Source organism: Hydrogenophaga sp. BPS33 (genome assembly GCF_009859475.1).
GTDB lineage: Bacteria > Pseudomonadota > Gammaproteobacteria > Burkholderiales > Burkholderiaceae_C > Hydrogenophaga.
This window is the reverse complement of the sequence record NZ_CP044549.1, coordinates 5,404,015-5,416,050: the sequence shown is the minus strand read 5'-3', so window position 1 is coordinate 5,416,050 and position 12,036 is coordinate 5,404,015. Positions and strand designations below refer to the sequence as shown.

Sequence of the window (12,036 nt, the reverse complement as noted above, 5' to 3'; positions counted from 1 at the left end):
GGCGGAGCCGGACCCTCGGTGTTTCTGGATGGCGATACTTCGCTCCGGAGCGCGGGTCTGACTCCCTCGCCCCCTTGGGAGAGGGCGGGGGTGAGGGGCACGCCAGAAGTGGCGCCTCTTGTCGCCCACGCCAAGTTCTGATCTCTTCACGCTTTCATGTCATTGACCGCCTTCAGTCTTGTCGTCCTTGCCGGCCTGATCCACGCCTGCTGGAACATCGCCGCCAAAAAGGCCGCGGGAGATGCTCGTTTCGTCTTCTTCACCTGCATTGTTCTGATGCTGGTCTGGGCTCCGCTGGGCTGGTGGCTTGGGCGCGAAGAGGTGCCGCGCTGGGGTGCCATCGAGTGGGGCTTTGTGGTCGCCAGCGGCGTGCTGCACGTTGTCTACTTCGTGGTCTTGCTGCGGGGCTACCGCAAGGCCGACCTGACCGTGGTGTACCCGCTGGCGCGCGGCTCAGGGCCGTTGCTGTCTTCGCTTTTCGCCATCGCCTTCCTGGGTGAACACATTTCCGCGCTCGGTGCTTTGGGCATCGCCGGCGTGGTGGGCGGCGTGTTTCTCATCGCCGGCGGCCCTGGTCTGCTGCGCGCCGCGCACGACCCGAAGGCGCGCCAGCGCGTGCACAAAGGCATGGCCTACGGCTTGCTCACTGGCGTGTTCATCGCCGGCTACACGCTGGTGGACGGCTATGCCGTCAAGTTCCTCCTCATGTCCCCCATCCTGATCGACTACATGGGCAACTTCGTGCGCCTCCTGCTGCTCGCACCCAGCGTGCTGCGCGACCTGCCCACCGCGCGCCAGCTCTGGCGCGTGCAATGGCGTTACGCCCTGCTGGTGGCGGTGGTCAGCCCCGTGGCCTATGTGCTGGTGCTTTATGCCATGCAGCAAGCGCCGCTGTCGCACGTGGCGCCCGCGCGCGAGGTGTCCATGTTGTTCGCCGCGCTGATCGGCGGCCACTTGCTGGGCGAGGGCGACCGCTTCGCGCGCATTCTCGGTGCGCTGTGCATCGCCGCTGGTGTGACGGCGCTGGCGTTGGGATGAACTCGGCCACCACTCTCACGCTCCTGGGCTGCGACTTCACCAGCGCGCCCAGCCGCCGCAAACCCATCACGCTGGCGGTGGGACGCGCCGACCGTGGCCGCGTGGTGCTCGATGCGGTCGAGCGCTTCGAGACACTCGATGCCTGGGCCGAGCGCATGGCGGCGCCGGGCCGCTGGGTCGGCGGCTTCGACCTGCCCTTTGGCCTGCCGCGCGAACTGGTGACCCACCTGGGCTGGCCCACCGACTGGAGCGCCTGCATGGCGCACTACGCCGCACTGAGCCGCGAGTCCATCCGCGACAGCTTTGCCGCCTTCTGCGACGCGCGCCCCGTGGGTGGCAAGTTCGCCCACCGCGCCACCGACGGCCCGGCCGGTTCCAGCCCGAGCATGAAGTGGGTCAACCCGCCGGTCGCTTTCATGCTGCATGCTGGCGTGCCGCGCCTGGTCGCCGCCGGTGTCACGCTGCCGGGTTTGCACGAGGGCGATGGCAGCCGCGTCGGCTTGGAGGCTTACCCCGGCCTTCTCGCGCGCAGCGTGCTCGGCAGCACGTCGTACAAGAGCGACGACAAGGCCCGGCAAACCCCCGAGCGTCTGATCGCGCGCAAGACGCTGATCCACGCGCTGGAAAACGGCCAGGCGCCCCTGCTGCAAGCCGTGGGCCTGCGTCTCAAGCTCACGCATGCCCAGCACGACACGCTGGTTGCCGACGCCAGCGGCGACAGCCTGGACGCGGTGCTTTGCCTGCTGCAGGCGGCCTGGGCCGAGCAGCGGCACCGAGCCGGCGCGCCGCGCTGGGGGCTGCCCGAATTCGACCCGCTCGAAGGCTGGATCGTCACCGCCTGACGGGCATAAAACCCGAGCGACAGCGCGGGAACCGCGCGCTGTCTAGAATTCGCCGGTCCGGCCTCGTGCCGGACACAAGCGTTCTCAGGGCGGGGTGCAATTCCCCACCGGCGGTGATGGCGGCGTGGCGACACGGCCGCACGAGTCCCGCGAGCGCCCATGCGCCGGCAAGTCCAGCGCATGGGGTCAGCAGACCCGGTGAGATCCCGGGACCGACGGTCACAGTCCGGATGAAAGAGAGCGCGAGCCAGGCACTTCCGTGAGCCTTGGGCGTTGCGGCGGTGCGTGTGCTTGTGCGCCCTGATTTGTTGGCCCCTCCTTTTGTCGAGGACACCATGAATCAGACCGAGTCTTCCCAACACCTCCACCTTCCTGCCACCTTGCGCTTCGCGTTCGTCGAAGCCTCCTGGCATGCCGACATCGTGCACCAGGCGCGCGATGCCTTCTTCGCCGAGATGGCCCAGGCCGGCTTCGGCGCCGACAGCATCGACGTGTTCGACGTGCCCGGGGCGTTCGAGATCCCGCTGCACGCGCAGCGCCTGGCCCGCTCGGGCCGCTACGCCGCCGTCGTGGGCAGCGCGCTCGTGGTCGATGGCGGCATCTATCGCCACGACTTCGTCGCCAGCACGGTGGTGCAGGCGCTCATGAACGTGCAGCTGGATACCGGCGTGCCCATGATCTCGGCCGTGCTCACGCCGCACCACTTCCACGAGCACGCCGAGCACCGCAAGTACTTCATGCGCCACTTCGCCGTGAAGGGTACCGAGGCCGCGCAGGCCTGCCTGCAGACCGTGGCCGGTCTGCGCAAGCTCGACGGCCTGCTCGCCGCAGCCTGAGGCGCGTTCGCCCTAGAACGGCGCGCACCTTGAGCGGGCCGCGGTGATGGAGTACAACGGCCCTCACCATGCCGCTCCTGCGCCCGCCTGTGCCCGCCCTGCGTCCCTTCGTGGCGCAGCTGTGGGCGAGTGGCGATCCCGTGGACGCGGCGGGCGCATCGCCCTGGCGCGAACACGCCTTGCCCAGCGGCGCGATGCATCTGGTCGTGCGCTTGACCGACCGTGTGTTGCGCATCGCTGACCCCTTCCAGCACGGGAGCGCACAGGCGGTGGTGCCCTCGTTGGTGGGCGGCATGCGTTCGCGTTACTACGTGCGCGAGCTGGCGGGGCCGTCGTGCTCGGTCGGCGCGGTGTTGCGGCCCGGTGCGGCCCAATGCTTGTTCGGTGTGGGTGCCGACGCACTGGCCGAGCGGCACACCTCCCTGGAGGACCTGTGGGGCCTGGCCGCGCGCGAGCTGCGCGAACGGTTGTTGTCGCAACGTCGGCCTGAAGACCGACTGGCCGTGTTCGAAGCCGAACTGGCGGCGCGCCTGCCGCGCGTGCATGGCCTGCACCCGGCCGTGGCCCAGGCCCTCGCACAGTTTCCGGCAGGCGCCTCGGTCGCCGAGGTGGTGCGCCAGGGCGGCGTGAGCCACCGCCGCTTCATCGAATTGTTCCGCCGGAGCGTGGGGCTTGCGCCCAAGACCTTTCTGCGCGTGCTGCGCTTCCAGCGCGCCTTGCCGGCCTTGCGCGCGGGCCAGCCGCTGGCGGCGGTCGCGGTGGACCTGGGCTACAGCGACCAGTCGCATTTCAGCCGCGAGTTCCTGGCCTTCAGTGGCGTCACGCCGCTGGCTTACCGGCTGCAACACGGCACCGAGATGAACCACCTGCCGATGAAGGCCGGTTGAGGTCCATTCGGGGTCAATTTTTTGCTATACCCCGAGGCGCGGCTTGGGGAAGATGGCGGCTCCATTCCCCACGAGGTGTCCCATGAAGATCGAAGAAGTGTTCGCCTATCTCTGCGTGAGCGACGCCAACGCCGCCATTGCCTTCTACCAGCGCGCTTTCGGAGCAGCGGAGAAATTCCGCCTCACCGAGCCGAGCGGGCGCATTGGCCACGCCGAAATGGCGTTCGGACGCATGACCATCATGCTCAGCGAGGAGTACCCGGAGTACGGCATCCGCTCGGCGTCCACCATCGGTTCCACGCCCGTGTCCATCCACCTGCATGTCGACAACGCCGACCGCATGATCGAGCAAGCCCTGAGCGCCGGCGCCACGCTGGAGCGCGCCGCGCAGGACGCCTTCTACGGCGAACGCTCCGGCGTGGTGCGCGATCCGTTCGGTCACCGCTGGCTGATCGGGCACCACATCGAAGACGTCAGCCCCGATGAGATGCAGCGGCGCTACACCGAGGTGATGAACGCGGGTAAACCAGACGCGGATTGACGCGGGCAGTCATCAAAAAAGTTCGCGCGGGGTATCGACGCCGTCTGGCCGGGCGGGCACCATGCGGGGGTCTCATCTCTGCCGCTGTCGTATGCCTCTGCTCCCGCGCGCGCTTGCCGCCACCGTTTTGTTCTCACTCTCTGTCGGCCTGCTCGTGGGCTGCACAGTGCACTCCAGCGAATCGGTGCACATGCCCTCCGCGCAACGCGGTGAGGACGGCCTGTACCGCAACCCTGCCGACCCGAGCGACCGTCCCACCCAAGGCACCTGGGCCATCTGGAGCCGCCTCCTGTTCGAGACGCAGGACGGTGCCGAACCGCGCGATGCGATTCCGGTGCACCGCATCGGCCGCACCGAGCTCGACGCGCTCGATCCGGCCGCCAACCACATCATCCGCCTGGGCCATTCGTCGCACCTGCTCAAACTGCGCGGCACCTATTGGTTGATCGACCCGGTGTTCAGCGAGCGCGCATCGCCTGTGCAGTGGGCGGGCCCGAAGCGCTTTCACGCGCCGCCGCTCTCGCTCGACGAGCTCCCGCCGATCGATGGGCTGGTGCTGTCGCACGACCACTACGACCACCTCGACGAAGCCACCATCGCCTACCTGCGCGAACGCGTGCAGCGTTACTTCGTACCGCTGGGACTGCGGGCGCGCCTGCAAGCGATGGGCGTGGACCCCCAGCGCGTGAGCGAGCTCGACTGGTGGCAAGGTGCCAGCCACGCCGGTGTGCAACTCACCGCCGCGCCGGCGCATCATTTTTCTGGCCGCACGCTGTGGGACCGCAACAGCACGTTGTGGGCCTCATGGCTCATCCAAAGTGGTGAAGAGCGCCTCTATTTCAGCGGCGATTCGGGCTATTTTCAAGGCTTCAAGACCATTGGCGAGCGCGCCGGTCGCATCGACATCGCCCTGCTGGAGAACGGCGCGTACGACAGCTACTGGCCCTCCGTGCACCTGTCGCCCGAGGAAACCATCCAGGCCTTCAAGGACCTGGGTGCGCAGCAGCTTTACCTGGTGCACAACAGCACCTTCAACCTGGGCTTTCACCACTGGCGCGATCCCATGGAGCGCGTCGCCGACATCGCCGAGCGTGAAAGCCTGCCGCTGGCCACGCCGGTGATCGGCGAAGTGCTCACGGTCGGGCGGCCGCGCCAGAACGTGCGGTGGTGGAAAGATTTGCGCTGAGGTCGCCGCCCACCGCATCGAGCCGCGCACGCGGACCGACCGCAACCCATGCGCGTGCATGTTCAGCCGTCACTGACAGCTGCCGGAATTGTCGCGAGCCCACCGCTGCCCTCGCGCTTGGTGCATCATGGTCGCCTGCGTCGCACCACCGACAGTTGGGTCGCGTGGTGACCGCGCAGCTATTGGAGGGAATCCCATGAACGCAGCCAAGTTGGTCGGTATCGTCCTCATCGTCGGCGGTGTGCTCGGTCTGGTGTACGGCGGTTTCAGCTTCACCAAGAACACGGAGGCCGTGAAACTCGGGCCTTTGGAGCTTTCCGTGAAAGAAAAGGAAACGGTCAACGTGCCGGTGTGGGCCGGGGTGGGCGCCATCGTGGTTGGCGCGGCGCTGCTGGTGTTGGGTGGCAAGAAAGGTTGATGCCGGCGAAGAACTTTCTTGCTTGCCACCTGGTCCTGGGCTGCTGGTTCGGTCTGGGCATAGGCGTGGCCAGCGCGGACGAACCGCCTACCGAAACGGTGTACGCCGCACGCGTGAGCCGTGTGTTCGATGGCGACACGTTGTGGGTCAAGCCCCTCGACGGCGGCCGCTACCGCAAGTTGCGTATCGATGGCATCGACGCGCCGGAGATCTGCCAAGGTGGCGGCATCGCCTCGCGCGATGCATTGGCCCGGCGTGTGCTCCACCAGGTGGTGGAAGTGCGCGTGCGGGGCAGCGACGACTACGGCCGAGGCATCGCGAAGCTGCGTCACCAGAGCGACGACGTTGCCGCCTGGATGGTGGTGCAGGGACAGGCCTGGTCGTACCGTTGGGGCCGCAGCCTGGGGCCGTTCAAGAGCGAAGAGGCGCAGGCCCGACAGGCGCGCAAGGGGCTGTTCGCCGACGCATCACCCGAGCTGCCAAGGGCGTTTCGCCAGCGCCATGGGCCGTGCCCTTTGCCACCGCGCTGAGCATTTTCCTCCGGCGAGCGTGCCCGAATCCAGGGGCATCGAGGGACGGCTTCGCCGGCCCAAGATGCCATCCCCCCTCGAAGCGCCGAAGGCGCGCTACAGAGGGGGGAAGCCGCGCAGCGGCGCAGGGGGGTGACTGCAGACTTTGCACTGCGGGTTCTGCGGTAGCGCGATCGAGGTGAACCCGAGATCGCGCCCATCGATCATGAGCAGGCGGCCGGTGATGCGAGAGCCCAGGCCGGTGAGCAGCTTGAGAGCCTCGGCGGCCTGCATGGTGCCTACCAGGCCCACCAGCGGCGCGAACACACCCATGGTCGCGCACAAGGCTTCTTCCACGCCGGCGTCTTGCGGGAACACGCAGGCGTAACACGGGTTGCCCGGGGTGCGGCTGTCGTACACGCTGAGCTGGCCGTCCATGCGGATCGCCGCGCCCGACACCAGTGGCTTGCGGTGTGCCACGCAGGCCCGGTTGATGGCATGGCGGGTGTCAAAGTTGTCGGTGCAGTCGAGCACCACGTCGGCTTGCGCGACGAGCGCGTCAAGCAGCGCGGCATCGGCCCGCTGCACCACCGGTGTCACGACCACGTCGGGGTTGATCGCGGCGACCGCCTCGCGCACCGATTCGGCCTTGGCGTGGCCCACGCGGGCAAGGTTGTGGGCGATCTGGCGCTGCAGGTTGGTCACATCGACCGTGTCGTGGTCCACCACCGTGATGCGACCCACGCCCGCGCTGCCCAGGTACAGCGCCACCGGCGAGCCGAGGCCTCCCGCGCCGATCACCAGCGCATGCGAGGCGAGCAGTGCCTCCTGGCCTTCGACGCCGAGTTCGTTGAGCAGGATGTGGCGCGAATAGCGCAGGAGCTGTGCGTCGTCCAAGATCGTGCCGCGGGCGCAGCGCCCGCGGATTCCATCAGTTCTCTTTTTTCTCTTCGGTGCGCACTTCCAGCGTCTTGCTGACCATCACCGGGCGGCCCTTGAGCTGGTTGAGCGCCTGCTGCAACTGGAAGTCCTTGTCGGTACCGAACTCGGGCACGAGGCGCTGGTTCGGGTTCTTCCTGGCTTCTTCTTCCAGGCGCTTGCGCGCGGCTTCGCGGGCTTCTTCGCGTTGCTGCGCCGCGGCGCGGTCGGCGTCGCTCATGGCGGCACCGTTCTTGCCAGCCTCGGGGCCGTTTTCCAGGTGCTTCTGCAGGTCGGCCTCACGGGTGCGCAGTGCGGCGAACACATTGCCTTCGGCGGTCTCGTCCACCATCACGTCGGGCACGATGCCCTTGGCCTGGATGGAGTTGCCCGAGGGCGTGTAGTAGCGCGCGGTGGTGAGCTTCAGGCCGGTGTCGGGGCCCAGGGGGCGCACCGTCTGCACCGAACCCTTGCCAAAGGTCTGGCTGCCCAGGATGGTGGCGCGCTTGTGGTCCTGCAGCGCGCCGGCCACGATTTCACTGGCCGAGGCCGAACCTTCGTTGACCAGCACCACCATCGGGATGCGCTTGAGCGCGCCCTTGGTGGCATCGGTCAGGCGCTTCACAGGGTCGGCGCCGCTGCGGCGCAGGTAGTGCTGCGGGATGGCCTTGTAGACGAACTTGCTGTCTTCCAATTGCCCGTTGGTGGACACCACGGTCACGTTCTCGGGCAGGAAAGCCGCCGAGAGCGCCACGGCCGCATCGAGCAGGCCGCCCGGGTCGTTGCGCAGGTCCAGCACCAGGCCCTTGAGGTTGGGGTCGGCCTTGTAGAGGTCTTCCACCTTGCGAGAGAAGTCCTCGATCGTGCGCTCCTGGAATTGCGACACGCGGATCCAGGCGTAGCCCGGCTCCACCAGGCGCGACTTGACGCTCTGCGTCTTGATTTCCTCGCGCGTGATCGTGACCGGGAAACTGCGGTTCTCGTCCTTGCGGAAGATGGTGAGCAGCACCTTGGTGCGGGGCTCGCCGCGCATGAGCTTGACGGCGTCGTTGATGCTCAAGCCCTTGACCGCCGTGTCGTCGATCTTGGTGATCAAGTCGTTGGTCTTGAGGCCGGCGCGGAAGGCGGGCGAATCCTCGATCGGGGAGACGACTTTGACCAAGCCGTCTTCCATCGTGATCTCGATGCCCACGCCGACGAAGCGCCCGCTGGTGCCTTCGCGGAATTCCTTGAACGACTTCTTGTCGAAGTACTGGGAATGCGGGTCGAGGCTGGCCACCATGCCGGAGATCGCCTCGGAGATGAGTTTTTTCTCGTCGACGGGTTCGACGTAGTCGCTCTTGACCATGCCGAACACGGCCGCGAGCTGCTGCAGCTCTTCCAGCGGCAAGGGTGCGAGCGAGCCCCGCGCCACCGCCTGCAACTGCACCGTGGTCAAGGCCCCGGCGATCGCGCCCGCGGCCACCCAGCCAACGATCTTGAGCTTGCCGCCCACCTGTTTTGCCATCGAAATACCCCAGTAAAAAAGCCCGAGCAGAGCCCGCTGGACCCTGTCGGGCCAATATACACCTTGGAGCTTCGCGCGGTACTTCGGTTCCCCAGGCCGCCGCGCGGCGATTTCTCGCGCGCGCGCGAACAACGCCCGATTCAGGCTTTGCCTTGGGCCGCCACGGCGGCCGCGGCCTTGGCTGCGGCCTCGGCATCGCCCAGGTAGTAGTGCTTGATGGGCTTGAGCTCGACGTCGAGTTCGTAGACCAGCGGGATGCCGTTGGGGATGTTGACGCCGACGATGTCGCTGTCGGAAATGCCGTCCAGGTACTTCACCAGCGCGCGGATGCTGTTGCCGTGTGCGGCCACCACCACGCGCTTGCCGGCCTTGATCGCGGGGGCCATGGCCTCGTTCCAGAACGGCAGCACGCGCGCCACGGTGTCCTTGAGGCACTCGGTCAGCGGCACCTCCTCGGGCTTGAGCCGGTCGTAGCGGCGGTCGCCGCGCTCGCTGCGCGGGTCGGTGGGCTCCAGGGCCGGCGGCGGCGTGTCGTAGCTGCGGCGCCAGACCAGCACCTGCTCATCGCCGTATTGCTTGGCCATGTCGGCCTTGTTCAGGCCTTGCAGCGCGCCATAGTGGCGCTCGTTCAGGCGCCAGCTGTGCACCACCGGCAGCCAGGTGCGGTCCATCTCGTCGAGCGCATGCCACAGCGTGCGCGTGGCGCGCTTGAGCACGCTGGTGTAGGCCAGATCGAAGTCGTAACCCCCCTCCTTGAGCAGCCGGCCGGCGTTCTTGGCCTGTTCCAGGCCGGTGGCGGTGAGATCCACGTCGGTCCAGCCGGTGAAGCGGTTTTCCAGGTTCCAGGTGGATTCGCCATGGCGAATCAGGACGAGTTTGTACATGGCAGGGGGAGCTTGCGTTGAAGAGCAGACGGTGAGAAAGAGGATGCGCGCGCAGGAATGCCCCGGCGCGACCGGGCATTCTAAAATCCCGGGCTTACTCGAAAGGTGGTTCTGTGAGTTTCTTTATCGACAACTGGGTTTTGTTTGCCGTGGCCATCACCTCTGGCGCATTCCTGCTCTGGCCCATGGCCGCCGCTGGCGGACGTGCCGGCTCCCTCAACACAACGGACGCCGTGCAGCTCATGAACCGCGAAAAGGCGTTTGTGGTGGACCTGCGCGATGCGGCCGCGTTCGCCGAGGGCCATGTGATCGGCGCGAAGAACGTGCCGCTGGGCGAGCTGGAAACCCGGCTGCCCGGCACGATCAAGAACAAGGCCGCCCAGCTGATCTTCGTGTGCGCCAACGGTGCCTCAGCGAACCGAGGTGTGGCGATCGCGAAGAAGCTGGGTTATGAGAATGCGCAATCCCTGACCGGCGGCATGGGCGCTTGGCACAAGGCCGGCCTGCCCGTGGAAAAAACCTGATCATCGAGACTGTTTCGTTTGGTCTCAGAGGATTTCCACATGGCAAAAGTCAAGATGTTCACCAGCGCGTACTGCCCCTATTGCAGCAGGGCGCGGGCCCTGCTCGATCGCAAGGGGGTGGTGGATCTGGAAGAAATCTTTGTCGATGGCAAGCCCGACCTGCGCGCCCACATGACCCAGCTGACCGGGCGCACGAGCGTGCCGCAGATCTTCATTGGCGACACACACGTGGGCGGCTGCGACGATCTGCATGCGCTCGAAGGGCGCGGCGGGCTGGAGCCTTTGTTGCAAGCCTGAGCCGAGCGCACGTGCCGGGCTGACATAATCGGCCCCGTGCCCGCCGCAGGGACTTCGATCCCCGGCGGGTTTGTTTTTGCTCCTACCCATCCGAGATTGCACCATGGCAGAAAACCAGGACCCCATCTTCCAGATCCAGCGCGTCTACCTCAAGGAAGCGTCTTTGGAGCAGCCCAATTCGCCCGCCATCCTGCTGGAGCAGGAGCAGCCCAGCGTGGACATCCAGCTGGGTGTGGAAGCCGGCGCCGTGGCCGATGGCGTGTTCGAAGTCTGCGTGACCGCCACCGTGACCACCAAGATCAAGGACAAGACCGTGTTCCTGGTCGAGGCCAAACAGGCCGGCATCTTTGAAATCCGCCACCTGCCCGAAGACCAGATGGGCCCGATCATGGGCATCGCCTGTCCGCAGATCGTCTACCCCTACCTGCGCAGCAACGTGGCGGACATCGTGCAACGCGGTGGTTTTCCGCCCGTGCATCTGGCCGAAATCAACTTCCAGGCGATGTACGAGCAGCAGCAGGCGCAGGCCGCGTCCGACGGCGCGTCGCGCATCATCACGCAGTAAGGCCTCGTCCATCGGCTGGTCGACCAAGGCCCGATGAACATCGTTGTGCTGGGAGCCGGTGCCTGGGGCACCGCGCTGGCCATTGGCGCGGCCGCCGCGCAAGGCGGCGCGAACCGCCGCGTGGCCCTGTGGGCGCGCGATGCGCAGCAGGCCAGCGACATGCAGGCCCGGCGTGAGAACCGCCGCTACTTGCCAGGCGTGGGGCTGCCGCCTGCATTGCACATCCTGTCCGGTCCGCTGCAGGAGGCCGCGCCGGCCTTGGCACAGGCCGATCTGGTGGTCATTGGCACGCCCATGTCCGGTCTGCGCGGCATGTTGCAAGCCCTGGCCGAGCATCCCGCGCCCGTGGCCTGGCTTTGCAAGGGCTTCGAAGCGCCGCAAGGCGACAGCGCCGTGGCCGGTCTGCTCGGGCACGAAGTGCGCGCGCAAGCGGCGCCGCATCTCAAGGGAGGCGTGCTCAGCGGTCCCAGCTTCGCACAGGAAGTGGCCACGGGCCAGCCCACGGCACTGGTGGCGGCGAGCGAACACGCCGAGGTTCGAGAACTCCTGGTGGCTGCCTTTCACAGCAGCAGCTTGCGCGTGTACGCGAACGACGACATCGTGGGTGTCGAAGTGGGCGGTGCGGTGAAGAACGTGCTGGCCATCGCCACCGGCCTGTGCGACGGGTTGAACCTCGGTCTCAATGCGCGTGCCGCACTGGTCACGCGAGGGCTCGCCGAGATGACGCGCCTGGGACTGGCGCTGGGCGCGCGTGCCGACACCTTCATGGGCCTGTCGGGCCTGGGTGACCTCGTGCTGACGGCGACTGGCGACCTCTCGCGCAACCGCAAGGTGGGGCAGTTGCTGGCGCAAGGCCTGAGCCTCGCGCAGGCGGTGGATTCCCTGGGCCACGTGGCCGAAGGCGTCTACAGCGCACGCACCGTGGTGCAACGCGCGCGTTTGCTCGGCGTGGACATGCCGATCAGCGAAGGCGTGGTGGCGCTGTTGGAAGGGCGCCTGCAGCCTGGCCAGGCCGTGGCCACGCTCATGGGACGCGACCCGAAGGAAGAGGGGCTGTAGTTCGGCACGCCCCGAAGGGCCAGCG

General features: G+C 67.1%; 15 protein-coding genes and 1 riboswitch. Of the genes, 12 read left to right on the top strand and 3 right to left on the bottom strand.

What is annotated here, in order from left to right:
* Nucleotides 1-156 precede the first annotated feature (156 nt).
* The 8 genes from F9K07_RS25000 (at nt 157) to F9K07_RS24965 (ending at nt 6,278) form a co-directional block, all read left to right on the top strand.
* A complete protein-coding gene (locus F9K07_RS25000; protein ID WP_159595984.1) occupies nt 157-1,038 on the top strand; it encodes a DMT family transporter in 882 nt (293 codons plus the stop codon).
* Nucleotides 1,035-1,880, top strand: coding sequence for a DUF429 domain-containing protein (locus tag F9K07_RS24995; RefSeq protein WP_159595983.1), 846 nt, complete (start codon nt 1,035-1,037; stop codon nt 1,878-1,880). The genes F9K07_RS25000 and F9K07_RS24995 overlap by 4 nt, the downstream gene beginning before the upstream one ends.
* A gap of 76 nt (nt 1,881-1,956) precedes the next feature.
* Nucleotides 1,957-2,126: riboswitch (FMN riboswitch) on the top strand.
* Between the two features lie 89 nt (nt 2,127-2,215).
* Nucleotides 2,216-2,716: a 6,7-dimethyl-8-ribityllumazine synthase gene (locus F9K07_RS24990; protein ID WP_159595982.1), complete on the top strand. Its 501-nt coding sequence runs from the start codon at nt 2,216-2,218 to the stop codon at nt 2,714-2,716.
* Between the two features lie 68 nt (nt 2,717-2,784).
* Nucleotides 2,785-3,603: a helix-turn-helix domain-containing protein gene (locus F9K07_RS24985; RefSeq protein WP_159595981.1), complete on the top strand. Its 819-nt coding sequence runs from the start codon at nt 2,785-2,787 to the stop codon at nt 3,601-3,603.
* Nucleotides 3,604-3,685: 82 nt separating this feature from the next.
* On the top strand, nt 3,686-4,144 hold the full coding sequence (locus F9K07_RS24980; RefSeq protein WP_159595980.1) for a VOC family protein: 459 nt from the start codon (nt 3,686-3,688) through the stop codon (nt 4,142-4,144).
* A 190-nt stretch (nt 4,145-4,334) separates the two neighbouring features.
* Nucleotides 4,335-5,330 carry an MBL fold metallo-hydrolase gene (locus tag F9K07_RS24975; protein ID WP_236581501.1) on the top strand — a complete coding sequence of 332 codons (996 nt, stop codon included), beginning with the start codon at nt 4,335-4,337 and terminating at the stop codon, nt 5,328-5,330.
* A 196-nt stretch (nt 5,331-5,526) separates the two neighbouring features.
* Complete coding sequence (locus F9K07_RS24970; protein WP_159595978.1) at nt 5,527-5,748, top strand: hypothetical protein; 222 nt, start codon at nt 5,527-5,529, stop codon at nt 5,746-5,748.
* Nucleotides 5,748-6,278 carry a thermonuclease family protein gene (locus F9K07_RS24965; RefSeq protein ID WP_159595977.1) on the top strand — a complete coding sequence of 177 codons (531 nt, stop codon included), beginning with the start codon at nt 5,748-5,750 and terminating at the stop codon, nt 6,276-6,278. The genes F9K07_RS24970 and F9K07_RS24965 overlap by 1 nt, the downstream gene beginning before the upstream one ends.
* Nucleotides 6,279-6,374: 96 nt before the next feature.
* On the opposite strand, the gene F9K07_RS24960 is transcribed toward F9K07_RS24965, so the two are convergent.
* The 3 genes from F9K07_RS24960 to gpmA all read right to left on the bottom strand — a co-directional run bounded on the left by F9K07_RS24960 (nt 6,375) and on the right by gpmA (nt 9,566).
* Nucleotides 6,375-7,154: a HesA/MoeB/ThiF family protein gene (locus F9K07_RS24960; protein ID WP_159595976.1), complete on the bottom strand. Its 780-nt coding sequence runs from the start codon at nt 7,152-7,154 to the stop codon at nt 6,375-6,377.
* 34 nt (nt 7,155-7,188) lie between these two features.
* Complete coding sequence (locus F9K07_RS24955) at nt 7,189-8,670, bottom strand: S41 family peptidase (RefSeq protein ID WP_159597097.1); 1,482 nt, start codon at nt 8,668-8,670, stop codon at nt 7,189-7,191.
* A 152-nt stretch (nt 8,671-8,822) separates the two neighbouring features.
* On the bottom strand, nt 8,823-9,566 hold the full coding sequence (gene gpmA / locus F9K07_RS24950; RefSeq protein ID WP_159595975.1) for a 2,3-diphosphoglycerate-dependent phosphoglycerate mutase: 744 nt from the start codon (nt 9,564-9,566) through the stop codon (nt 8,823-8,825).
* Nucleotides 9,567-9,679: 113 nt separating this feature from the next.
* Here gpmA and F9K07_RS24945 point away from each other — a divergent pair, with 113 nt between their 5' ends.
* The 4 genes from F9K07_RS24945 to F9K07_RS24930 all read left to right on the top strand — a co-directional run bounded on the left by F9K07_RS24945 (nt 9,680) and on the right by F9K07_RS24930 (nt 12,011).
* Nucleotides 9,680-10,090: a rhodanese-like domain-containing protein gene (locus F9K07_RS24945; RefSeq protein WP_159595974.1), complete on the top strand. Its 411-nt coding sequence runs from the start codon at nt 9,680-9,682 to the stop codon at nt 10,088-10,090.
* 39 nt (nt 10,091-10,129) lie between these two features.
* Nucleotides 10,130-10,387, top strand: coding sequence for a glutaredoxin 3 (gene grxC / locus F9K07_RS24940; RefSeq protein ID WP_159595973.1), 258 nt, complete (start codon nt 10,130-10,132; stop codon nt 10,385-10,387).
* Nucleotides 10,388-10,490: 103 nt separating this feature from the next.
* A complete protein-coding gene (secB, locus tag F9K07_RS24935; RefSeq protein WP_159595972.1) occupies nt 10,491-10,952 on the top strand; it encodes a protein-export chaperone SecB in 462 nt (153 codons plus the stop codon).
* Nucleotides 10,953-10,985: 33 nt separating this feature from the next.
* Complete coding sequence (locus tag F9K07_RS24930; RefSeq protein WP_159595971.1) at nt 10,986-12,011, top strand: NAD(P)H-dependent glycerol-3-phosphate dehydrogenase; 1,026 nt, start codon at nt 10,986-10,988, stop codon at nt 12,009-12,011.
* The last annotated feature ends 25 nt before the right edge of the window (nt 12,012-12,036 follow it).